Annotated in this window: 22 protein-coding genes and 2 pseudogenes; 19 read left to right on the top strand and 5 right to left on the bottom strand. The window is 53.3% G+C overall.

Annotated features, from left to right (window positions below; genetic code table 11):
• The first annotated feature begins 8 nt into the window (after positions 1-8).
• From ACCD00_RS02155 to ACCD00_RS02140, 4 genes are all read left to right on the top strand, one after another.
• Positions 9-935, top strand: coding sequence for a copper resistance protein B (locus ACCD00_RS02155; protein ID WP_413421520.1), 927 nt, complete (start codon positions 9-11; stop codon positions 933-935).
• Between the two features lie 52 nt (positions 936-987).
• Positions 988-1,371 (top strand): copper homeostasis periplasmic binding protein CopC, encoded by a 384-nt coding sequence (gene copC, locus ACCD00_RS02150; protein ID WP_413421519.1) that lies wholly within the window; start codon positions 988-990, stop codon positions 1,369-1,371.
• Positions 1,372-1,374: 3 nt separating this feature from the next.
• Entirely contained in the window at positions 1,375-2,298 is a 924-nt protein-coding gene (gene copD / locus ACCD00_RS02145; protein ID WP_413421517.1) for a copper homeostasis membrane protein CopD, read from the top strand.
• Between the two features lie 118 nt (positions 2,299-2,416).
• A complete protein-coding gene (locus ACCD00_RS02140; protein ID WP_413421560.1) occupies positions 2,417-3,178 on the top strand; it encodes a transporter substrate-binding domain-containing protein in 762 nt (253 codons plus the stop codon).
• A 69-nt stretch (positions 3,179-3,247) separates the two neighbouring features.
• On the opposite strand, the gene ACCD00_RS02135 is transcribed toward ACCD00_RS02140, so the two are convergent.
• Positions 3,248-3,469 carry a hypothetical protein gene (locus tag ACCD00_RS02135; RefSeq protein ID WP_413421516.1) on the bottom strand — a complete coding sequence of 74 codons (222 nt, stop codon included), beginning with the start codon at positions 3,467-3,469 and terminating at the stop codon, positions 3,248-3,250.
• Positions 3,470-4,069: 600 nt separating this feature from the next.
• On the opposite strand from ACCD00_RS02135, the gene ACCD00_RS02130 reads away from it, so the two are divergent.
• The 7 genes from ACCD00_RS02130 to rffA all read left to right on the top strand — a co-directional run bounded on the left by ACCD00_RS02130 (position 4,070) and on the right by rffA (position 9,871).
• The gene (locus ACCD00_RS02130) at positions 4,070-5,020 is read left to right on the top strand and encodes a glycosyltransferase family 2 protein (protein ID WP_413421514.1); all 951 of its coding nucleotides are present in this window, start codon (positions 4,070-4,072) and stop codon (positions 5,018-5,020) included.
• A 2-nt stretch (positions 5,021-5,022) separates the two neighbouring features.
• Positions 5,023-5,919: a DapH/DapD/GlmU-related protein gene (locus tag ACCD00_RS02125; protein ID WP_413421512.1), complete on the top strand. Its 897-nt coding sequence runs from the start codon at positions 5,023-5,025 to the stop codon at positions 5,917-5,919.
• Positions 5,919-6,545: a hypothetical protein gene (locus tag ACCD00_RS02120; RefSeq protein WP_413421510.1), complete on the top strand. Its 627-nt coding sequence runs from the start codon at positions 5,919-5,921 to the stop codon at positions 6,543-6,545. Before ACCD00_RS02125 ends, ACCD00_RS02120 begins: the two co-directional genes overlap by 1 nt.
• 293 nt (positions 6,546-6,838) lie before the next feature.
• Positions 6,839-7,075, top strand: a complete 237-nt coding sequence (locus tag ACCD00_RS02115) for an acyl carrier protein (protein ID WP_057715611.1) — start codon at positions 6,839-6,841, stop codon at positions 7,073-7,075.
• 137 nt (positions 7,076-7,212) lie between these two features.
• Positions 7,213-8,175, top strand: a complete 963-nt coding sequence (locus ACCD00_RS02110; RefSeq protein WP_413421509.1) for a lysylphosphatidylglycerol synthase transmembrane domain-containing protein — start codon at positions 7,213-7,215, stop codon at positions 8,173-8,175.
• 17 nt (positions 8,176-8,192) lie between these two features.
• Positions 8,193-8,717 (top strand): hypothetical protein, encoded by a 525-nt coding sequence (locus ACCD00_RS02105; protein ID WP_413421508.1) that lies wholly within the window; start codon positions 8,193-8,195, stop codon positions 8,715-8,717.
• A gap of 14 nt (positions 8,718-8,731) precedes the next feature.
• On the top strand, positions 8,732-9,871 hold the full coding sequence (gene rffA / locus ACCD00_RS02100) for a dTDP-4-amino-4,6-dideoxygalactose transaminase (RefSeq protein ID WP_413421506.1): 1,140 nt from the start codon (positions 8,732-8,734) through the stop codon (positions 9,869-9,871).
• 159 nt (positions 9,872-10,030) lie between these two features.
• Here rffA and ACCD00_RS02095 read toward each other — a convergent pair.
• Positions 10,031-10,213 (bottom strand): annotated as a pseudogene (locus ACCD00_RS02095) (IS5/IS1182 family transposase); the annotation flags it as partial.
• Positions 10,214-10,407: 194 nt separating this feature from the next.
• On the opposite strand from ACCD00_RS02095, the gene ACCD00_RS02090 reads away from it, so the two are divergent.
• The gene (locus ACCD00_RS02090; RefSeq protein WP_413421504.1) at positions 10,408-12,051 is read left to right on the top strand and encodes a hypothetical protein; all 1,644 of its coding nucleotides are present in this window, start codon (positions 10,408-10,410) and stop codon (positions 12,049-12,051) included.
• Between the two features lie 341 nt (positions 12,052-12,392).
• Here ACCD00_RS02090 and ACCD00_RS02085 read toward each other — a convergent pair.
• Positions 12,393-12,607, bottom strand: a pseudogene (locus ACCD00_RS02085) (hypothetical protein); the annotation flags it as partial.
• A gap of 53 nt (positions 12,608-12,660) precedes the next feature.
• Here ACCD00_RS02085 and dusA point away from each other — a divergent pair.
• Complete coding sequence (dusA, locus tag ACCD00_RS02080; RefSeq protein ID WP_413421558.1) at positions 12,661-13,665, top strand: tRNA dihydrouridine(20/20a) synthase DusA; 1,005 nt, start codon at positions 12,661-12,663, stop codon at positions 13,663-13,665.
• Between the two features lie 55 nt (positions 13,666-13,720).
• Here the strand turns inward: dusA and ACCD00_RS02075 are convergent, their stop codons facing one another.
• Positions 13,721-14,554: an undecaprenyl-diphosphate phosphatase gene (locus tag ACCD00_RS02075; RefSeq protein WP_413421556.1), complete on the bottom strand. Its 834-nt coding sequence runs from the start codon at positions 14,552-14,554 to the stop codon at positions 13,721-13,723.
• A 523-nt stretch (positions 14,555-15,077) separates the two neighbouring features.
• On the opposite strand from ACCD00_RS02075, the gene ACCD00_RS02070 reads away from it, so the two are divergent.
• The 4 genes from ACCD00_RS02070 to ACCD00_RS02055 all read left to right on the top strand — a co-directional run bounded on the left by ACCD00_RS02070 (position 15,078) and on the right by ACCD00_RS02055 (position 19,058).
• The gene (locus tag ACCD00_RS02070; RefSeq protein ID WP_413421502.1) at positions 15,078-15,818 is read left to right on the top strand and encodes a winged helix-turn-helix domain-containing protein; all 741 of its coding nucleotides are present in this window, start codon (positions 15,078-15,080) and stop codon (positions 15,816-15,818) included.
• Between the two features lie 185 nt (positions 15,819-16,003).
• The gene (locus ACCD00_RS02065; RefSeq protein ID WP_413421500.1) at positions 16,004-16,591 is read left to right on the top strand and encodes an EAL domain-containing protein; all 588 of its coding nucleotides are present in this window, start codon (positions 16,004-16,006) and stop codon (positions 16,589-16,591) included.
• Positions 16,592-16,625: 34 nt separating this feature from the next.
• Entirely contained in the window at positions 16,626-17,306 is a 681-nt protein-coding gene (locus tag ACCD00_RS02060) for a helix-turn-helix domain-containing protein (RefSeq protein WP_413421498.1), read from the top strand.
• Positions 17,307-17,663: 357 nt separating this feature from the next.
• Complete coding sequence (locus ACCD00_RS02055; RefSeq protein ID WP_413421496.1) at positions 17,664-19,058, top strand: undecaprenyl-phosphate glucose phosphotransferase; 1,395 nt, start codon at positions 17,664-17,666, stop codon at positions 19,056-19,058.
• Between the two features lie 463 nt (positions 19,059-19,521).
• Here the strand turns inward: ACCD00_RS02055 and rfaH are convergent, their stop codons facing one another.
• Complete coding sequence (gene rfaH, locus ACCD00_RS02050; protein WP_413421494.1) at positions 19,522-20,055, bottom strand: transcription/translation regulatory transformer protein RfaH; 534 nt, start codon at positions 20,053-20,055, stop codon at positions 19,522-19,524.
• A gap of 666 nt (positions 20,056-20,721) precedes the next feature.
• Between rfaH and ACCD00_RS02045 the strand changes: the two genes are divergently transcribed.
• On the top strand, positions 20,722-21,162 hold the full coding sequence (locus ACCD00_RS02045; RefSeq protein WP_413421492.1) for a low molecular weight protein-tyrosine-phosphatase: 441 nt from the start codon (positions 20,722-20,724) through the stop codon (positions 21,160-21,162).
• 38 nt (positions 21,163-21,200) lie between these two features.
• Positions 21,201-23,426, top strand: a complete 2,226-nt coding sequence (locus ACCD00_RS02040; RefSeq protein WP_413421490.1) for a polysaccharide biosynthesis tyrosine autokinase — start codon at positions 21,201-21,203, stop codon at positions 23,424-23,426.
• Positions 23,427-23,658: the final 232 nt, after the last annotated feature.

Raw genomic sequence — 23,658 nt, 5'->3', positions numbered from 1 at the left:
CGCACCCCATGATTCGATTCACCCCGTTTTTTTTCGCCCTCGCGACCTCGACGGCGATGGCCGCCAGCGATGACATGCCAGGCATGGATCACAGCCAGATGGACCACGGCCAGATGCAAGGCATGGATCACAGCCAGATGGACCACGGCCAGATGCAAGGCATGGATCACAGCCAGATGCAAAGCATGGACGAAGGCCAGATGCAGCCCGCCGCGCCCAGTGAAAGTCGCACGCCGATTCCGCGGCTGACCGATGCCGATCGCGCTGCGGTGTATGCCGATCCCGCCGGTCACCACGTACATGACAACACGCTCAATTCGTTTTTCCTCGCCGACAAACTGGAATGGCAGGACGCCGACGATGGCAGCACCCTGGCCTGGGATTTGTCCGGTTGGGTCGGCGGTGACATTGATCGCCTGTGGCTGCGCTCCGAAGGCGAACGCAGCAACGGCGTGACCGAAGACGCGGAAATCCAGGCCCTGTGGGGCCACGCCATTTCCCCCTGGTGGGACGTCGTCAGCGGCGTGCGCCAGGACTTCAAGCCCGGCGCCCCGCAAACCTGGGCCGCGCTCGGCGTGCAAGGCATGGCGCTGTACAACTTCGAAGCCGAAGCCACAGCCTTCATTGGCGAAGGCGGCCAGAGCGCCGTGCGGCTGGAAGGCGACTACGACATCCTGCTGACCAATCGGCTGATCCTGCAGCCGACCGTCGAACTCAACGCCTACGGTAAAAACGATCCGCAACGAGGCATCGGCGCGGGGCTGTCCAACACAGAAGCCGGCCTGCGCCTGCGCTACGAAATCCGCCGGGAAATCGCACCCTACCTCGGCGTCACCTGGAACCGCACCTACGGCAACACCGCCGACTTTGCCAACGACGAAGGCGAGGACCGCAGCGAAGCACGCCTGGTGCTCGGCATTCGGCTGTGGTTCTGAACAGATTCACCTCAAACCAACAACAACCGCTTCAAGCGGTAAAGGACCTTGCATGCGCCTCATCAAACCCACCACCGTCGCCATCGCGCTGATCACTGGCCTGCTCATGAGCAGCCTCGCTCAAGCGCATCCCAAACTGCTCTCCTCCACTCCGGCGGAAGGCGTCGAAGGTGCGTCACCCGACAAGATCGAACTGCACTTTTCCGAAAACCTCGTCACTCAGTTTTCCGGCGCAAAACTGCTGATGACCGAAATGTCCGGCATGGCCCACGCCCCGATGCCGGTCAAGGCCAAAGTCAGCGGCGGCAGTGATCCGAAGACCATGTTCATCATGCCGACAGCACCCTTGACTGCCGGCACTTACAAGGTCGAATGGCGCGCGGTGTCGTCGGACACCCACCCGATCACCGGCAACGTCACGTTCAAAGTGAAATGATCGATGAGCGAATCGGCCAACGTCGTGCTGCGGTTTGTGTTGTATGTGGATTTGATGCTGTTGTTTGGCGTGGCGTTGTTCGGGCTTTTCAGCTTTAAAGGACAGGAACGGCTATCCGGGACGGTGCTGCCGTTTCGCCGATTGTTGACGGGAACAGCCGGGCTCGGCGCGCTGCTGTCCTTCGCTGGCATGGTACTGATGGTCCGCGCCATGAGCGGCGAATCAGACATTGCCGAGTTGCGCCCTCACATCGAGATGATGCTGCTGGAGACAGAAGTCGGTTTGGCCTGGGCCGTGCGGATGATTGCATTAGCGGTCGCGGGATTGGCCTTGATGCTCAACCCGCGCGCCCCCGGCATCAGCCTGGTGATCGCCGCCACTGCCGGCGGCATCGCCCTCGCGAGCCTGGCCTGGAGCGGGCATGGCGCCATGGACGAAGGCGGTCGCCGTTTCTGGCACTTTGCAGCGGACATCCTGCACCTGTTGGCGGCGGGCGCCTGGCTCGGCGCGTTGCTGGCGTTTGCCCTGATGGCTAAAACTCGCGCCCTGCAATCGCCAGCAAACATTCGCTTGCTGGCTCGCGCAGTCAGGCGATTTGAACTTGTTGGTGCCTTGATCGTTGTGATCATCACCGTGACGGGCGTGGTGAACTACCTGTTCATCGTAGGACCGAAACTCGATGAGGTTTTATTCGGCCACTACGGAATTTTGCTGGCGATCAAAGTGCTGCTGTTTGCCGGGATGCTGGTGCTGGCGGCATTGAACCGCTTTCATCTTGGGCCCCTGCTGGAGCGGTCGTTGCGAGAGGGCCAATATCGCGTGGCGGCCCTTGCCCTTCGGCGCAGCGTGGTAGTCGAGATGGCTGCTGCGGTATTGATTGTGGGGTTGGTGGCATGGTTGGGGACATTGAGCCCGGAAGGGGAATGAGCAATCTTCAGGGGGACGTTGATTTTTCACACCGGTGAAAGATTCACTACACTCCCCCGCTTCAACCCCACACCAGCACAAAAGCCCGATAACAATGAAAAACAGCACAAGAGCAATGATGCTCGGCGGCCTGCTCGAACTTTCCCTTGGCGCCCAGGCAGAACCTTCGCATCTGGACAGCGTCATGCAACAGGGACAACTGCGCGTTTGCACCACCGGCGACTACAAGCCCTACACCTTCAAAGCCGAGAACGGCGAGTATTCCGGCATCGACATCGCCATGGCCCGCACCCTGGCCGAAAGCCTGGGCGTCAAGGTCGAGTGGGTGCCCACCACCTGGAAAACCCTGATGCCCGACATGCTCGCCGGCAAGTGCGACATCGCCATGGGCGGCATCTCGGTCACCCTGGAACGGCAGAAAAAAGCCTTCTTCAGCACCGCCCTGGACGTCGACGGCAAAATCCCGCTGGTGCGCTGCGAAGACCAGGCGCTGTACCAGACCGTCGACCAGATCAACCAGCCCTCGGTTCGCCTGGTCGAACCTGCCGGCGGCACCAACGAGGCGTTTGTCCACGCCTTCCTGCCCCAGGCGCAACTGCAGTTGCGCGACAACATCAGCATTTTTCAGGAACTGCTGGATAAAAAGGCCGACGTGATGATCACCGATGCATCGGAGGCGCTGTATCAGCAGAAGCTCAAACCGGGTCTGTGCGCAGTCAACCCGACGCACTACATGCAATACGGCGAAAAAGCCTACCTGCTGCCCCGGGACGACATCACCTGGAAACAGTACGTCGACCAGTGGCTGCACCTGGCCAAGGCTACGGGCAACTACCAGAAGATTCTGCGGCAGTGGCTGGCCGTGCCCGGCGCGAAATAACCGATCGTTGTTTCCCGCACAAAAAAGGGCGCTCCCAGAGGAGCGCCCTTCTTCATTGCGGTTCCCGTATCAGTCGTCGTGCAGCAAACCCGAGCCGTATTCGCCGAAGCTATTGCCGAGCGCACTGCCATGGAAATTCATCTTGCCGGGGTTGCTGCTGGTCGGCCCCGGACCAAAGCCGGCTGGCTGCACGGAGTCGACCGAATAATCGCTACGGGAGCTCACGCCCGAACAGGCGCTCAACAACAAAGCACCGGCGATCAGCGAAACTTTGACGAGGTTTGCGATCATTTTTCTACTCCTGTGGATTGAGGCGCGGGGACATGACATTTGGCGGTCATCCTATGCCTCGTCTGTGCCGGGGATCATGAAATTTTGTGGGGCGACAGCGTTGGTTCAGGAAACGTGTGCACCTGGCGATATTTCACCCCCACTGCCTTGCGGATCGACATTGTCCAATGTTCGATTCACTAACAACTCCCCCACCACAGCCAGTTGCTGAATCGACAACGCCAGACTGAAGACCACTACACCCCCGAACAGATTGAAAACGAGAGGTAAAGGTTCCAGCACCGTGACACCCTTCCCCCCATAGCTTAAAATCCGCGCCTTTAAGCGACCTATCAACATGCCTCGTTCGGTGCCCTGTACACAGTTGTCCGACACCTGGTTGCTGGTAGAGCCTGATGGCCCACTTTACATGAGCGGTAATGCAGTTCATGTGTTCGGTGGCCGGTTCCCTGAGGATTACCAATCGGTTGGCATATGGCATCCCCCCCTCTGCACGTGATGCCAAGTAGCAAACAACAACTCTACAAGCCTGTAAGTCCAGGCAGGACGCGTTAGCAGCATGCGTCATCGCACAATCGAATGATCAGGATGAGGCTCAAGGTGAATAATAAAACCGTCTCAGTAAGCTTGGTGGTACCCGTTTATAAAAGCGCTAGTACGCTCCCGCAATTTTACGAACGCGCGCGCGCGACTCTTGATCAGATTTGCGACGACTGGGAGATTATTCTTGTCGATGACGCGAGCCCGGACCAGACGTGGCTTGCAGCTCTGGCACTTCACGAACAAGACCGCAGAGTCAAAGTCGTTCGCTTCGCGAAGAACAAGGGGCAACAACATGCCACGCTGTGCGGCATCGGCTATGCCTGCAAACGCTTTGTCGTGACAATCGACGATGACCTTCAGTGTTTCCCCGAAGACCTCCCACTGTTTATTGATCAACTTCAAGCCGGCAAGCATGTCGTCATCGGAAAGATCCCGATGGCTGAAAAACAGCACAGCGCCTGGCGCAACATTGCTTCGCGCATCAACCAGAAACTGGTTAGCAAGGTCATGGGCAAACCGACCGGTTTCAGCCTCTCGAGCTACAGGGCCATGAGTCAACAGGTGGCAAAACAGCTCGTCAGGTATCAGGGTTCCCACCCACATATCGCCGCGATGCTTTTTAATTCGGTGCCCGTCAGCATGATGGCGAACGTGAGCATTCGCCACGCGCCGCGCGCCGATGGCGGCCCGAGCACTTACACCCTTGGCAAGATGTTCAAAACGCTTTCGTTCCTTATCGTCAATTATTCCCTGTTGCCACTTCGCTATGTGTCGATCTGGGGCTTTTTGGTCAGCGCGTCGAGCATTTTTTTCGCCATGTATGTTCTGCTGCGCACCCTCCTGACCGATCATGTAGTACCAGGCTGGGCATCGCTGGCGATCTTGCTGTCATTCCTCGCCGGTAACATCCTTCTGGCACTGGGTGTGCAAGGCGAGTACCTCGGAAGACTGGTCGAAAATGCAACCCACCTTAGTCAGTTCCCCATTATTGAAGAGCATGTGGAGTAATGATGACATCCGCTTACCGCGTCGTGGATTACTTCCCTGCTGAACACATTTTAAACGATGGGGTCTTTGCACACCTCGACGAAATCGATGCGCAAACACCTGGCGCACTGGTGTACTGTCAGAACTTGCACTATTTGCAAAAAGCCTTGGCTACACCCAACGTCGCGTGTGCCCTGTGCCCCGAAAGTTTGAAAAATGAAGAATTAGCGACTGAAAAATCAATTGTGTTCTGTGCCGACCCACGCGCTTCTTTTTTTCACCTCTACAACCGTTTGAGTGAAGAAAAAAAGTGCGCAACTGCGCAAGCACCGACCATCGGCAAAAATTGCACGCTGCACCCCAGCGCCGTTATCTCGCCACTGGCCACACTGGGTAACAATGTCGAAATTTCAGCAAATGTGGTGATCGAAGGCCCTGTCGAGATCGGGGACAATGTCTACATCGGTTCAAATGCGGTGGTAGGCGCCGAGGGCTTGATCACGCTACGCAACGACAACGGCACGCTGATGGTGGTCAAACATCAGGGCGGTGTACGCATTGAATCGGGTTGCCAGATACTTGCTGGCGCAGTAATCGCCAGGTCCTTGTTCCAGCAACCGACAACCATCAGCGAAAATTGCCAGATCGGCATCATGACCAATGTTGGTCATGGCGCCGTGATTGGCAAGAACTCGGTGATTTCCGGCAATACTGTTATTGCAGGACGCACACGCCTGGGGGCCGGTGCATGGGTTGGTGCCTCTTGCTCCATCGCACAGGGCCTTGTGATTGGCGACGCGGTACAAATAAAAATGGGCTCGGTCGTCATCGGCGACATCGCGCCAAACAGCGTCGTCTCCGGAAACTTCGCAATCAATCACAGGACCAACATGACAGCCCACCTCAGGAAACAAAAGTGATGCACTCCATCGAGCTATCACTGGGATTCAAAGGCGAACGAACCTACATACAAGGGGCCGACATGCTCAATGCCGCGATGCAGGCAATCACTCGCCACGCACCGCACGCACGCATCGAAAAGCTGGACTTCAGAATCAGTACAATGACCAGACATCTACTCACCTGTCACTGGTGGCCGAGATCAACCCCTCGATCATTGCCGGGTGAGGCTGTCGCTACCTTCACCTTTCAACTCGATGGTATTGATCATGAAGGCAAATTGATTCAAGGCGAAGGTTGCGCCGATACACGACGTGCTTACGACGAGTCACTGGTTGAAAAACAATGTGTTTTCACACCCGCCCATCGGTCAGTGAGCCTGACGACCATGCCAGATGACTTCTCTCCGATCGAAGTACTGGTATCCATGAACAAGGCACTGCATCTCAAGGAGTTGAGCATACCCAGTGGCAGCCAGTGGGTTTTCTGTCGCTGGGAAAGCCCGAAGTGGCCGCCGTGCTTTGGCTTGAGCGGGGTAGAGCTGACACTTGAGCAGACGCTGGGCACCCGATTGACCCGTAGTCGCATCCAGCTCAATGCAGATCATATCGGCATGCTCTATTTCAGTGCCCTCAAAGTCGAGTAGCCTACCGCCAGCATACGAACCTTGCAGTAAGGCGAGGTACCAATTCAGCGAGGCTTATGGCTCGACGGCCAACACTACACACCTCTCTCGACAGATGCTAATGTCCTGCATCTTTTTGAAGCAGGCAACAGAGCAGGCCCCCTTTGTTGCATGGAGTGTGGCAACATGACCACCGTTCAGCTCAGTGGCCTGCAGACAACCTCGTCAACTGCCAGCAATGCCACTAAGCTCCTCCCGCAGTACAAACGTACCGGCCGGGGTAACTTCAACACCTACACGATGAAACACTAACCATGCCCCAGACAAAAGAACAACTTATCAACATTATTTCCCAGGCTGATGTTGTAGCAGATGCCTCAACGCTGCGCGACAACATCAACCTGAGCGACCAGGGCATTGACTCTCTCGGCATGTTCAACATCATTCTGTCTATCCAGGATCACTACGCCATCGAGATCCCTGACGAGGATATTGAAGACCTTAAATCCATCAATGACCTGGCCGACTACATAAAATCAAAACTGCAATAACCGACATCCCTTGTCATGTAAGGGAGGGAGGCAGACAGTATGTTCACTCTCCCTCATGCTGTTCTCGACCGTGACAGGGCTCGCCAACCTATTATCGACACAACGTTAGCGTCACCCTCCTACGTTGAGCACCCAGCATGCCTTTAATGCTTTTGAAGTTGTTGATCGTAATTTTTATCTATGCATTTCTCATACACACATTTGACCTTAAGCTAACGGCATTAATCAGCGACATTACAGCATGGCACTACCTTGCGCTGGCTGCTGTTATCCCAATCACTTTGAGTTCTTTTTTTTCTGCCAACCGCTGGCAAGTGTTCCTGCGGCTCAATTCGATTGACGAAGCGTTAACAAACCTCTGGAAAATAAATCTGGTCTCTCAATTTCAAGGTTTGATTTTACCCTCAACACAGGGAGCGGATGCCTTTCGTATGCTTCACATCGAACGACGCCACCCGAAAAAGCGGGGTACCGCAGGCAGTACGGTAATTATTGAGCGCATGATTGGACTATTGGTGTTATGTACCTTTACCCTTTTTGCCCTGCCCTTCTTACCTGCATCAGACAACTACACGCTGCTCATCATGACCGTCGGAGTCGTCAGCAGCATAGCAGTAGTGACCCAGATTATATTGACCAGCAAAAAAATTCATGCACTTTATAGCCGCCGCACCGTCAAAAACCCGTTACTTACTCTATTGCTGGTGTATATTCAAAAGCTTCATGCCAGCACGATAAACTTCCCCTACCGGCAGGCGCTCACGTCATCCCTGCTTTTTATCTGCTGTTATCAAATATCTCTGATATCGGTAGTTTATCTGGTATTTCGTGCCTATGGCTATGACATCCCCTTCATTCAGCACTTTGCTCTCTATCCAGTCATCGCCATCCTGACCATGGTTCCAATAACAGTGGGCGGGCTTGGGGTACGCGAAGGTTTTTTTGTTTATTTTTATGGCCTACTGGACGTACCAGCCAATATAGCCGTGGGCGCCTCCCTGGCAAACTACATTCTAATGGCGCTGATCCCTGCCACTTGCGGTGGCTTTATTTATTTGTGGGATACTATTCGGGAAAATCGCCAGAAGGACAAAAACTAAAACAGAGAGCCACATTGATGCCCCCAGATCGCACCCCGTTCCCCAAGTCCGCCTTTGAGGCGCTTGCCCTGGCAGAGGCACGCAGCTTTGTGCTGGAAGGGATTCACCAGGAGTATCCCGAAACGATACTCTCCGGCACCGAGTCTTTCGATAAAGGCCTGATGCACGTACGTCGACACGTGCCCAGCGCAAGCTTAGAAAAGCTGGAGGCGCGTGCCATGAACGATGCCGAGCGATTTGATGGAATTGGCGCTTTTGATGTCATCGAACATATCGATGAAGATGAACAGGTGCTGGCGAATCTTTCCCGCGCACCGCATAAGGATGGCCAGCTATTGCAGACCGCCCCCCAGCATCGCTGGCTGTGGCTGGCACGACAGCGCCCCGGTCAAAAAAATGCGGAAGTAAACAGCGAGCTCGATATTTCTGACCGGACCAATCGACTCCTTGAGTTCGTTATGAAGATAGAGTTTGGCCTTTTGAAGGCAGGTATCACCTTTCCCCTCGGCGGCTCACTCTTGCTGTTAGCCAAAAAACGATAATCTGGAGACCTACAGTGAGCGACTTTAAAATTCCCTTCAATCGCCCTTACATGACGGGAAAGGAACTTTACTATATTGCAGAAGCGAAGTTCCTTAATAAGCTTGCTGGTGACGGCCCCTTCACTCGACGCTGCCATCAGTGGCTTGAACAGCACACCAACAGCGAAAAGGCATTGTTGACGCACTCTTGCACTGCTGCTCTGGAGATGTCAGCCCTATTGCTGAATATTGAACCTGGGGATGAGATCATCATGCCCTCCTACACCTTCGTCTCCACTGCTAACGCTTTTGTATTGCGCGGTGGAATACCGGTGTTTGTCGATATCAGAAACGACACACTGAATCTGGACGAGCGCTTGATCGAGGCTGCGATTACACCTCGCACCAAGGCAATCGTTCCGGTTCACTACGCTGGCGTCGCATGCGAAATGGACACGATTATGGAGATCGCCCGCCGGCACGGTCTCCACGTGGTTGAGGACGCTGCGCAGGGGGTCATGGCCTCCTATAAAGGAAGAGCCTTGGGCAGTATTGGTGATCTGGGCGCATATAGCTTCCACGAAACCAAGAACGTGATATCCGGCGAAGGGGGCGCGCTATTGGTTAACGACCCGGCACTGTCATTACGCGCCGAGGTTATTCGAGAGAAAGGTACGGACCGAAGCCGATTCTTCAGAGGTGAAGTGGACAAGTACACCTGGCAGGAAGTCGGTTCTTCCTACCTGCCAGGTGAATTGACCGCCGCTTTTCTTTGGGCGCAGCTGGAAGAGGCACAGTCAATTACACAAAATCGCCTGGATAGCTGGAACCACTATCACCAAGTGCTCGAAGGGCTTGAATTGACAGGTGCAGTACGCCGCCCGATCATTCCGGCAGATTGCACACACAATGCACACATGTACTATGTCTTGCTTGCTCCCGGCATCGATCGCCAACGCACGCTAGAGAAGCTTAAACACGACAATATCCACCCGGTGTTCCATTACGTTCCGCTGCATTCCTCACCGGCAGGACTGCGCTATGGCCGAAAACATGGCGCGATGACAAATACAGACACCCTGTCGGAGCGCTTGATTCGCTTGCCACTGTGGGTGGGGCTGACAAAGGAGCAACAGGCAGGTATCGTCGACTCGCTACAGCGCGCCATTTCCTGAAGGGAACACGCAGCGTGCAATTGCTGATCTGCACACTGCGTAGCTGCACCCATGACATTGGATGCACGGTACATCGTTACCAGTAGCTAAATGCACTAACCGCTCAGCACACCAATGACCTGACCGCTACTTCTGGCGAGTACTAAAAATGAGGGATTACCGGGCGAACTGGCGCAACGAAGTGATTTTATAAAACGCCTCTTCCATCGCCGGATCGCCCAATGCAAACCAGTTTTGCAGCAGATGAAGCACCACCCGATCCATTTCAGCCAGAAAACGCTCATGCCGGGTTTGCTCACACTTGCAGGCATATTCGAAGTCGGAAAATCTCATCTCGCTCATGCGGGGCTCGCTTCAGGCAGTCAGAGCGCATTTCAGCACATCCAAGGACTTACTCGGGGTTTCCAGAGAGCTTTCAGGTTCGATGGATGCAATGTAGGTCCAACGCCGGGATTGGGCTATCATTGGCGCCGATTAATAAACCTTTACTGACGAAGATGGAATAATCGATTTTTAAATCGACCGGGTGTTGAAGAATGAGAGATGTTTTAACAAATAAAATTCCAATAATTGTTCTGGCATTGTTCTTTGCTGTATTACTCAGCGGGGTATTTCTTCCGGTTTACTCCGATGAAGTCATGACAAAATTCAGGGTTGCGCGGCTCTTTCTGGAGGGCGGGAATGCAGTTACTCTTTATCCACAATGCACAACAACTGTAGGGCGGACAGTTTCATGGATATTCTATCCGGCCGGCATATTACTGTCGGCGATCTATGCCCACCTGGGTCCTTTTGGCTTGAGAGTGAGCGGTATTACTTTATCGCTGATCTGGTTTGCCTTGCTCGCTTATTGGTGCTTGACGCAGGCGCGTGATGCTGGAGGGGCTCTTCAGCGTTTCGCTGGATTGGTCGCGGTGGCTTCACTGGGTGTCCTACCCTATCTGTGGGTCTTGTCGCGTCCTGAACAATTTCTGATGCTGCCGATCCTGGTGTTTTGTTTGTTGGCACTCTTCTTCAAGGAGCGGAAGTCTGCGCGCGCGCAGGTGGCGATGACTGCCGGACTTGCATTGTTGCTGACGTTATTTTTCTATGCGCACCCCAAGAGCATGTTCTATGCGCCATTCGCGCTAGCGGCCGTGTGGTTGGCGACGGCAAACTACCACAAAGCGATTCGCTATGGTTTGTGGCTGTTCGTCGTGGTTCTGTGCGTTCAGAACTTTCACTATTTCAATGCGCTGGCGGGCTGTCAGGATGCGCCGTACATTCAAAAAATGCTGGCGGCCAACACATTGTTACCGGGTATGTTGTTCTCTGCACCAGTTGAGTTTGTCAGCGCCGCATACAACAATTTAATAAGCTTTCCTGACCGGCTGCTGATACATCTGACCTTTAATGCCACTTTTCAATCAGGCTGGTTGCCTCCTATCGTTGACAGCTTTGAATTGTTGCCGTACCTCAATCTTGCCATTTATTATTCCCTGTACGCGTTTATTATCGGAATCCACGTTGTAAGCATCCTGGTATTTCTGTTGCAAGTGGTTCGCCGCCAAGTAACTGCGCCTGTCGTGCTGGCGCTATTGTTGGTCGGCGCGGATTTAATCAATGCGTTTTTTTACAACATCCAGAATTTTTATGCAGGCATTCAATTCATGCCTGTGTCGATCATCATCACCGCCCTTTTGATGCATTCCCGGCGCGCAGTGAAGCCGAGTAACCCCCTCACGTTAACAGCCTATTCACTGTTGTTGCTGCTATCCATGGCGTCGATGGTGACACTGTTAACCCTCGTGACCCCTGGCATTACACGCAACTCCTCCTTCGCTCAATCGAGTTTGCCAGGGCAGCCGCTTTCGATTCCGGTGCTGGGGACTCAGCTTCATTTGGATTCAATCAGTAAGCTGGGGACGTCATGTGGCATCCCTGCAGAGTCGGCAGAAAATGTCGTAGTGGACCACATGACATATTTTGCCTTTTTGCGCGACAAGAAACCTATCCACGTGCTCTACGTGTCTGAGATTGGCTACGGTGGCGACTTGAGTAACGGCAGGCTGCTGCCATTTCTCAAAGGACTGAATAGCCCAGGCCTGGTCACGCGCTGCGAATGGGTGCCGTATGATTTCCGGCAGGCGCAGCAGAAGGACGATATGGGCTACTGCTGTGTCAATTTCAGTAAAATCTGACTGGCGTTACCGGCTTTATTGCTCTCGGCACCCCGGAAACGGGAGGCCGAGGGGTTTCGACGCATCAGGTAATCGCGCGCCCAAGCATGCCGGCGCATATGGACGCTCCCTGCCGGTCAACGCCTCAATTGCGGCTGATCTCGTCGGCCCGGTGCCATGCCTTGATCCGCGACTCATCTCCTCGACTTCTTTTTCCAGCACCTGAAAGTGCTCGATCAATCGCTCTATAAGCTGCCGGAACGAGACCGGTAGCTCATAAGCCGCACCTTCGATTACGACTCGGGGGTCGCGTAGCAATGCGGGTGATTCCTTGCGGCACAATCGATCCAAACTCGGCAAGCAGCCAACTGAGTTTCGCGCCGCCCGAGCCAGACTTGGGCCGTGGTCTTGCGATCGTAAGCCTGGCTTTCCTGATAAACTGTCACACCCTTTGCCTGATGCGGATCTGTGCGGTGTACGCTGCAGAGCCATTCTTGCGCTTGCGAACGGTGATTGATCCCTTGGATTTTGCTGCACGAGTGGTTTGCGTTGCTACATTGCAGCAAGGCTCTCTCAACACTAAGCAAAAACCGTAGTAAGTCGTAGCAAATGAGAAGTAGCTAAATGCCGATGAAACCCACAGAAAACCTAGCCTATCCAACAAATTCGGTATCCAGGAGGTTTTCTGTTGCGCCCATGATGGATTGGACCGACCGCCACTGCCGCTATTTCCTGCGTCTGCTGTCGAAGAACGCCCTGCTCTATACCGAAATGGTCACCACCGGTGCCCTGCTCAATGGCGATCACGAGCGTTTTCTGCGGCACAACGAGGCCGAGCACCCGCTGGCGTTGCAGCTTGGCGGTAGCGTGCCGCTGGACCTGGCCGCGTGTGCGCGCATGGCGCAGGAGCATGGTTACGACGAGGTGAACCTGAATGTCGGCTGCCCGAGCGATCGGGTGCAGAACAATATGATCGGCGCGTGCCTGATGGGACATCCGCAGTTGGTGGCCGATTGTGTGAAGGCGATGCGTGATGCGGTGTCGATTCCGGTGACGGTCAAGCACCGTATCGGGATCAACGGGCGGGACAGCTACGAGGAGCTGTGTGATTTCGTCGGCACGGTGCGGGATGCCGGGTGCACCAGTTTTACCGTGCACGCGCGGATTGCGATCCTGGAGGGGTTGTCACCCAAGGAAAACCGCGACATTCCACCCCTGCGTTATGACGTGGCGGCGCGATTGAAGGCAGACTTTCCGGAGCTGGAGATCATTCTCAACGGCGGGATCAAGACGCTGGAAGCCTGCCACGAACATTTGCAGACCTTCGATGGCGTGATGCTGGGCCGCGAGGCGTATCACAACCCTTATGTGATGGCCGAGGTGGATCAACAGCTGTTTGGCAGCACGGCGCCGGTGATCAGCCGCGCCGAGGCGTTGGCGCAGTTGCGGCCTTATATTGCAGCGCATATCGATGCCGGTGGTTCGATGCACCACATCACCCGACATGTGTTGGGGCTGGGCACCGGGTTCCCGGGGGCGCGCAAGTTCCGGCAGTTGTTGTCGGTGGATATCCACAAGGCCAAAGAGCCTTTGGCCTTGCTGGATCAAGCGGCGGGGCTGCTTGAGGGGCGTTAACGGTTAACCGCGCCCTGCGGACCAGGCTGCATGTCCTGCAAGCCTGGTGCAAATGTCAGAGCGCTGCAGCCCCGCTCCAGTCAACCCAGCCGAATACCCACGTTGCCAGAATCAGCAAACCGAATCCGATCCGGTACCAGGCGAATACGGCGTAACTGTGGCTGGCGATGAACTTGAGCAAACCGCGTACAGCGATCATGGCGAAAAAGAACGCCGCGACGAAACCCAGCGCAAACACTGGCAGATCGCCAGCCTGAAACAGGTCCCGATACTTATAGCCTGAATACACTGCGGCACCGACCATGGTCGGCATCGCCAGAAAGAACGAAAACTCCGTGGCAGCCTTACGTGACAGACCAAACAGCAACCCACCGATAATCGTCGATCCAGAACGCGAAGTGCCCGGAATCATCGCCAGGCATTGTGCGAAACCGACCTTGAGGGCGTCAGTCCAGCGCATATCGTCAACATGGTCGACATACACCACATGTTCCCGCTGCTCGGCCCACAACATGATGATGCCACCCACCACTAATGCCACAGCTACAGTGATCGGATTAAACAGATACTCATGGATCTTATCGGCAAACAACACCCCCAGGACCACTGCCGGGAGAAAACCGATTAATAGATTCAAGGTGAAACGCTGTGCATTGCGCTGGGTCGGCAAGCCGGTAACGATCTCGAGAATCTTGCGGCGGAACTCCCAGACAACCGCGAGGATCGCGCCCAATTGAATGATGATGTTAAAGGCCATGGCTCGCTCACCGCCGAAGCCGAGCAAGTCCGCGACAATAATCTGGTGCCCTGTACTGGATATAGGCAAAAACTCCGTCAGACCTTCGACCACCCCTAAAATCAACACCGTTATGGTTGTCCAAAGATCCATCAATCCCCCCTCATCGACAAATACCAATGCGGCGCCTTCGCTCTAATTCAACGCCAACACGAAAGTAAAGCGCATTAGGCCGACTAATAAAACTCTATGTTATGAAACGTCCATGACCGACACCACCAACAGGAGCGTTATATAACAGTTAATATTGGATGGTACCGAGTCAAGCAAGAGCAATACCCCGCACTTAAGACAACAAATCCTTGCAGCCTCATGGCACCCAATCAAAAAAACTCAAGTAACGGGAACTTTAGCGACATGCACGGTCGTATTGGTGCGAAAATGCGGGGGCCGGGACAAAAGATGGCACATCGCTATACCATGTCAAATCACGAGATTGCCATCGATGATTAGGCATCTCGAACCACAGGCGGGCAACCGATCACGCCAGAATCACCGGCAATGTTAAAAAAACGAGACGACCGTCTGAAAAAACAGTGAAATGTTACCAATTGTCAGTCACAAACGAGAATTGGTGCTTTAACATTCAAATGCCAGCACCCATCCGAGTCAAAGCATGATGCTTACAGGGAAAATAACGACTACAGGCCACAGTGACGTGAAGGAGGAGACAGGTATTCTCACCATTGGACGAACCCATACGCTAGCTGAGGGCTTCAGGGAATTAGTCGAAAGTCACGTAGGCAAGGATATTGCCGTTGATACAATGTGCTTTAGCAACCCACTCAAAAGAAACAAGAGTCCTGATTCGTACCGGGCAATTTTTATCGTTATCGACAGCCCACAAGCGTTTGTTGAAAGCCTCACCCTGGTAGAAAATATTCGCGCCGAAAATCTGGCGTCAATAATTTCCATAGCCATCACCGGCAGAGGCACCTACAACAAGATGAAATATTATCTTGCCGGGGCCGACTACTGTATTAATTGCGACACTTCTGCAGACGAAAATACTGACGCGCTGTCCGAATTTTTTAACAGTCCAGAATGGCAAAAAAAGCATAATCTGCTTTTGGACCCCACTCGCATGTGCCTTATTGGCGACTATAAAAAACTGGATGTATCGTTTGCAGAAATGAAAATCCTTGAGGCTTTCTCTCAGACAAAAAACCAGATATTGAGCCATGATGAAATCGCCAGAATCATGGGGCTGAATATAAATTTTTATGACCCAAGAGCCTTGGAAAAGTCGATCAGTCGCCTTCGAGGCAAAATAAAAGGCATGTATGGCACCAACGCCATTCAAAGCATCCGCGGGCATGGATATCGTTTAATCAGGGGTCTGATCTCGACAACCTGATTTTTAATGTAGAAGGGAGTTTCTGTATTATGAGCGCAACAGGGAGCGTGCCAATCTATGATCACGCAGAGCATTACCTGTCTCGACAATTGATCCTCACTCGGGATGACTGCCCGTTTGGCAGCGAGATCAGAATACATTTTGACGACTCTGTTTCCGCGACTTGCGCGCCTGAGCCGTATCAGATGAGTGGGATCTACAGTGAAGTACTGATGCAAACCAGGCTGATTGCCTTTTCGCTGAAAGACCGCAACACGGCTAACGGAAATAAATACCTGAGCCGTAGATTTGTTTGCGTAGGACAGTCGGATCTCGCCAACTCCGCACTCACGGAAGAGTTGATACAGACCGGCGCCGCTCTGCGCGAATTCGGCCAGACGCTGGTTATCGCACTCAATGAACTCCCCCTCTCGGCAATCAGTTTTGCTGAAAAAAAGAAAATCCTTCACAACATATATCTGTTGAAAGATCACGGCATAGAAATCGCGTTCGACGACTACAAAATCGACGATGAAAGTATCGAAATCTTTACAACCCTGAATTTATTCGACTATATAAAGATCCCGATTTCCTCTCTAGACTTGAGCCTCAAGCTCAGTGGCAATCCAGAGTTATTCAATCGCCTGCACGAACGCATGACCATGCTCACTCACAACACAAAAGTCTCCTTTATAGCGGACAGAGTCGAGCATGCTGCCAGCCATATACTGGCTCGCGCGTTGCCCTTTGATTACTTCCAGGGGAGTCATTACTCCCCTGCCGACAACCTTTGAACCAACACCCAGACGTGCACCTAAGGAGAGAGCCATGGATAGCAGCACAAACCTCCCCAGAAAATACTTTGTTGTGGTTACCCACAACCCCGCACTACAACTAGAGCTTGAGGCATTACTGTCCAGCAAGCGATACAACAGCTACGGCACGTCACAGGCAAAGATGTTTTTTGAAGGTGTTGCTCCACCCACTTCCGCCCCCAAGCTTATGGAACTCATTTCCCCGCAAGTGGCCAGAATGGTTCCTCCGGTTATCAAGCATGATACTCAGCGCGTACTTTCGACGTTCAAGTCCGAATGGCAAGCCGCTCAATCCGTAACGAAATTTACTCACTTCACATCAACCGCAGTCAACTCCAGAGATGACACCAGGGAATGCGTCTCCCAACCGGCCAAACCGCACGTTCCGGTGGCGGAAACCTGGCGATTGAGCGATGTCAGCGGCGCGTTGATCAAAGATGACGTGGAAATTGTCTTGACCGGCCTTGAGGCCACGCTGCTTAAAAAGATGCTGCACCATGATGATCGCGTGGTCAGCAAGGAGGACCTTATCCGTAGCATCGGCAGAGAACCTGAGCAATATCGGGGTCTGGAAATGTGCCTGAGCCGATTACAGGAAAAGTTTAAAAACGCCAGCAACGGCGAACGCCTTTTTCGTGCAGTCAGGAATCGCGGGTACTGCCTGATACAAAAAATCGTACGCGTAAAAATCTAGCCTGAACAATTAAAATGGTTCGCTCCGGCAGTGCAATACAACAACAATAAAGCACGCCATTTTATCCCCTCCATGCCCCCTCAGCACCCTCCTGTAAATCCGCGTTATAAAAGCTGAATCCAGACTATTTCTAACGCCCTTCTCGCCCAGACATATCAACCAGATACAGAAACCACTCGTTAAAAGTCGTCAGACAGTGCTCGCCCCAATAAATTAATCTACCCACTGATGACTGCGCCGCTATTTTGGCGCTTCGATCGTCAATGCACCGCCATCTAATATGAACAATAACTCTTACTGCATTGATTTTGGCTCTTGTCTGTCGAAACACGAATGGACGTATTTTGGGGATACCGTATGGTTAACAATCTTCGTATCAATCGAAATACCACCCTCAAAGGACTGACCTTCTGGGGACAGTGGGCACTGGGTCAGGGCTTTGTAGTCGCCCTGTTACTTCTATTGGTTTATTACCAGAATGGAACGGTAGAGTTCTATTATCGAGTATGCGCAACGCTTACTGTGCTTGCATCGGTTCCGGCCTATACATGGTGCGGCGTCTATGCAAAGAAGGACAATTACCTGGAGGGGTTGATAAGACTACTGATGGGTTGGTCAATGACACTGGCAGCGTTAGCTATTGTCGCCTTTCTCTGCAAGGCCAATGAACTGTTTTCTCGTCAAATCATTCTGATATGGGCGGTCTGCAGCTACATCGGACAGGCGCTGTTGTACGTCCCGCTGCATGGTTTTTCAAAGTACTACCAACGGGCGCGTCAAATTGAGCGTAGAACGCTGATTGTGGGTACTGGCGAGCTCGCGCTGGGACTGGCCAACAAGCTTCGTGCCCTCGAGCACTTCCCATTGGTCGGCCTGGTAAGCTCCGACACCACGCCTTCGCCGGAGACAGGCGCATTACCTGTCGTAGGCCCGCAAGACGAACTGCTCGAACTGATCAAGACGCATAACATCCGACGCCTGTACATCACGCTCCCCCTGAGCGAAGCGGCACAAATCGAAGAAATGTATGTCGATTTGCTGGATGCCCACGTCGATGTTGTCTGGGTCCCGGACTTGAACAGCCTGACGCTGCTCAATCACTCGGTCAGTGATGTGGATGGCATGCCGGCAATCCACTTGATTGAATGCCCGCTGACCAGCCAACCCACTGCCGCGCTGAGCAAAAGCCTGCTCGATAAAAGCGTGGCGCTGATGGCCATTATCGCTTTAAGCCCGTTACTGTTGATCATTGGCCTGGCCGTCAAATTCACCTCCCATGGTCCGGTATTTTTCAAACAGGACCGCCACGGATGGAACGGGAAGGTCATCAAAGTCTGGAAGTTTCGCTCCATGCGCGTGCATGACGATCACGAGGTGAAGCAAGCCAGTCGTAACGACTCGCGGATTACCCCGATCGGGCGCTTTATCCGTCGCACTTCCATCGATGAGTTGCCGCAGCTGTTCAATGTCTTGCAAGGTCATATGGCGCTGGTCGGACCACGTCCTCATGCCGTTGCGCACAACAACTACTACTCCGGCAAGATTCTCGCCTACATGGCTCGCCACCGAATCAAACCGGGGATCACCGGGCTGGCTCAAATCAACGGCTGCCGCGGCGAGACCGACACCATCGACAAGATGCAGAAGCGCGTCGAGATCGACCTCAAGTACATCAACAACTGGTCGTTGTGGCTGGATGTGAAAATCCTGGTGAAGACGCCGTTCACCTTGCTGTCAAAAGACATTTATTGAGGGTGCGCCTGCAGGTTAACCAGGGGGCGCAAACCATTTAGCCAGTGCGTTTGCGCCGTCACTTGAGGCAGGGCCTTCTCCAGCCATACCTGCAACTGCACCAACACCGGCAGGTTGTTCTGCTGCCGGCTCTCTTGGCGATGTTCATCGCCAACTTCTTTTAAGTCTCCGCTCGATACCGTACAGCTTTTTGACCAGATTCAGGGCGGTACCGGCACGCCCGGGCTTACCTTCAGGCAGGCGCAACAGCAGCAGTTGTCCGCTAAAAAAGTGGGTCCGGGGTAATCGCGTGGCGACAAACACTGCATTCGCCAACGGGAGCGTCAGCCATGCCGCAAAGCTGCGGCCCTGGCTGAGACCGCTGCTTTCCTGGCGCTGTGAATAAAACTCAATGCCTGCTGGGGAGGGAGGAGTGAAGACGGGGGCAACTGACCTTGTTGCCAGAACGCTATCTGCTTGTTGATTAGCTGGCCGGGAGCAATGCTCCGAGCCAATGCTTACTGATACCAACCAAGGGCATGCTGATTTTCTGCTCACGTTGCAGCAATGTCATCAGGAGCAACACTCGCTGCTCGCCCTCCATCGCCAGGAAGATCGCTTCCACATCGACAAAAGGCCCCTCGTTAATACGCACCCGCTCTCCACAAGCAAACCGGGCCTCCACAGGGGCTCCGCTATCGTGCTCATGAAGTTGTGCGATCAAGTCATCACCTACGGGTAGCGGTTTGCCTCCAAAACTGACAATTCGTAATACACCGCGGGTAGAACGCAAAGGCGCCCAGCTCTCACCTGCGCCGAGCTGGATAAACAGATAACCCGGAAACAGCGATTCGCGAACAACCCTCCTGCGCCCCTGCAAATCACGCTCGCGCCGATGCGTAGGGCGAAAACAGGTATACCCCTGGTTTACCAGATTGATCTCTGCACGCTCGTCCTGGCTCGCCTTGCATTGCACCAGATACCATGCGCTAGAGGTGAGACCCTCAGGCAAGGTCATTTGAACAGCCGAAGCACTATGGATGGACACAATCAGCCCCTTCTGCACCTATGTGGTCAAGTCGCTCCGTGGTTTTCTCATCGATCTTGCGACGGGTTTCTCCCAGGGATGGAAATGCACCTGAAAAACGGAGTTGGCCGATCATAGAAACTTCACCCTTCAAAAACTTGCGAAACTTATTAGCAAAACACGAACGCCAGAGAATCCTTCGCCCAAGGCAAAATCCCAAACATCTTCAGCATCAAACTACCTATCAAGACGTTTAACACACTCCAATACGGGACAACACAAAAAATACAAAAACGTTATAAATCGTCAGACCAAAACCGATAATGTTATTTAACTGTTATTTAATATCTGACTTTATATATGGAATTTTTTCTGCCATATGCATTCAATATTTGCGTGGCATTTAATGGTTGATGTTGTCGTGGATTGCCAGTTATGATTTTTAGCATAGAAACTGTCAAGCACGCCCCAAGTCAGGATCCCAGCAGGCCAGAGTCTTCGCAGTCAAAAGCTTCATCCAGCACGGTAACTCCTCACGGAAAGAGGCACACACCCAATAGCTGCAAGCCGTCACAAAAGTGCCATTGAAGAAAAGCATAGTTTCAGTCTTTCCAATTGCACGATCACCGCAAGTGTGAAATTTCCAGGGAGGTTGCCTTGTTTAACAAGATTCTAATCGTTTGCATTGGCAACATTTGCCGAAGCCCCACTGCCGAACATTTGTTGCGAGCAGCACTGGGGCAGTCCGATATCGAAGTTAGCTCCGCCGGTCTTGGCGCACTACAAGATCACCCGATCGAACCCACCGCCCGGATCGTACTGGAAGAGCATGGCCATCTGCCAAAAGAGCACAAGGCCAATCAACTGACCCATGCAGCCATCAGCGAATCGGATCTGATCCTGGTGATGGAGCAGTCGCACATAGACCGTGTTCTCAAGATCGCGCCTGAAGCGCGAGGCAAGGTCCTCTTGCTGGGCAAATGGCAGGACAACCGCGAAATCAGCGACCCCTACCGTCAAGGCAAACCTGCCTTTGTACATGCATACGCGTTGATTGAAGAAGCAGCAACCGCCTGGGCAAAGCGTCTCGCACGCTAAACCATTCCCCCGAATACTTGTTAAAAAAGAACTCACTTATGCAGCAAACTCCAGCATTAACCTCACATGACGATGATGAAATCGACTTTATGGGCCTACTCGGGACACTGGTCGATCATAAATGGTTGATTGCCGGGATCACTGTTGCCTCCATGGCCGTTGGCACGGCGTATGCGGTGTTGGCCAATCCTGTTTACCAGGCAACTGCCTTGATACAGGTGGAGGCAAAGAAAAATGACTTACTAGGCTTCTCCGATATCAACAGCATGTTGGGTAAAGAGTCACCTTCAGCCACAGAAATTGAATTAATCAAGTCACGCGCCATCATCGGCAAGGTTGTCGACAATCTATCGCTCGATATTACCGTCGAGCCTAACCGCTTTCCGTTGATCGGCGACTTTATCGCTCGCCGGTTCAAGCCAGACACCGTTGATACGGTCGCGACGCCATGGTTTGGCATGAGCAGCTATGCCTGGGGTGGCGAAACCCTGAAAATATTTCAGCTCGAGCTCCCACAAGAACTCCTGAGCAAGACGCTTACATTGGTCACCGGTGACAACGGTCGCTTCACGTTGCTGGATGAAGACGACAATGTCCTGGTCCAAAGCCAGGTAGGCCAAGCCTATGACCAGGACGGCATTAAACTACAGGTCGAGGTGTTGCAGGCGAATCCTGGTACAACGTTCAGCATTGTGCGTGACCCACGCCTGACCAGTATTCTGAAGTACCAAAAGGTGCTTGATGTATCAGAGCGTGGTAAAGAATCCGGCATGATCGGGCTTGCTCTTGAGAGCGAAGAGCCGGCTGAAGCCATTCAAATCCTCAATGAAATTGCCCAGTTCTATGTACGGCAGAATGTCGAGCGGACATCGGCCGAAGCCGCTCAAAGCCTGGAGTTTCTGAAAGATCAGCTGCCTCAGGTCCGTCAAGACCTGGAAAAAGCCGAAAACGCCCTGAACAAGTATCAAATTCGTAGCAAATCCATCGATATCAGCCTGGAAGCCAAAGCCATTCTCGATCAGATCGTGGCACTGGATACCAGCATCTCCGAACTGAAATTGCAGCAAGCGGAAATGGATCGCAAGTTTACCCGTCAGCATCCCGCCTATCGGGCCTTGCTCAGCCAATTGGGCGAGCTGACAGCCAAACAGAGTGGCCTGGCCAAAAAAGTCGAAGGCCTGCCTTCAACACAGCAAGAACTGCTTAGCCTCACCCGCGATGTAAAAGTCAGCACCGAAATCTATACCCAGCTCCTGAATAAATCCCAGGAACTGGATGTAATGCGTGCCGGCACCGTGGGCAACGTGCGCTTGATTGACACCGCTGATGTGGATCTGAAAAAGCCCGTTAAACCCAGGAAGCCCCTGATCGTACTCATTGCCACCCTGTTCGGTGCTTTTCTGGCTACTGCGTTAGTGCTTTTTCGCAAAGCCCTTAATCGTGGCGTGGAAAATCCGGATCAAATCGAGCAGCTGGGGTTGCCGGTGTACGCATCCATTCCTTTCAGCACACTGCAAAAAACTGAAGAAAACAAAACCCTTCGAAGTGGTCGAGGCCGCGCCAACAAGGCCGCCCCCATACTGGCCAGCAGTCACCCGACCGACCTGGCCATAGAAGGATTACGCAGCCTGCGCACCAGCCTGCACTTTGCCATGCTCGAAGCCAGCAATAATCGCCTGATGGTCTCCGGCCCGAGCCCCAAGGTAGGTAAAACATTCGTTTCCGCCAACCTCGCCGCAGTCATCGCCCAGACCGGTCAGCGTGTATTGCTGATCGACGTGGATATGCGCAAAGGCTATTTGCATAAAGTGTTCGGAACTCCCGCTGAAAACGGCCTTTCTGATTTACTGGTCAAGCGCTGCGACCTGGCAACCGCAATCAATAAAACCGAATTCGAGCACCTTGACATTATCGGCCGCGGACAAATACCACCCAACCCTTCAGAACTGCTAATGCACGCGAACTTCAGTGCCTTTCTGGACCAGGTCAGCGCCCAGTACGACCTGGTGATTCTGGATACCCCACCGCTGCTGGCGGTGACGGATGCGGCGATTGTTGGTCGCCAGTCGGGCACCAGCTTGATTGTGACGCGCTTTGCGCTGAACCCGGTTCGTGAAATTGAATTGACCATGCGTCGTTTTGCGCAAAATGGCATTGATTTGAAAGGCGCCATTTTCAATGGCGTTGAAAAACGTGCCTCGGCCAAATATGGCTATGCCGATTATGGTTACTACAACTACGAATATAAATCAGAGAACGTTTAGTTAAATAACCGTTATCTAACCCCGCTACCGTCAAGCAGAAGTGCATGGCGGTAGCCGTATCAACTCCACCTTGCTACCTGCAGCTGAAAAAAAGATGCAGACACATTAATAAATAGTGACGCTCTCAGGGACTGGCAGTTAATCCTGGGGCGGTAGCGTGGAAAAAATCAAATTCGTGCAGCCCCCGTCGATGGTTATCCGTTAATTCGGCGTATTTCTCTGGACCAAGAAA

The organism is Pseudomonas sp. Pseusp3 (assembly GCF_047304225.1).
GTDB classification, from domain to species: domain Bacteria; phylum Pseudomonadota; class Gammaproteobacteria; order Pseudomonadales; family Pseudomonadaceae; genus Aquipseudomonas; species Aquipseudomonas fluorescens_CD.
Note: the sequence above shows the minus strand (reverse complement) of the source record. Positions and strands in the feature narration are given on the sequence as shown.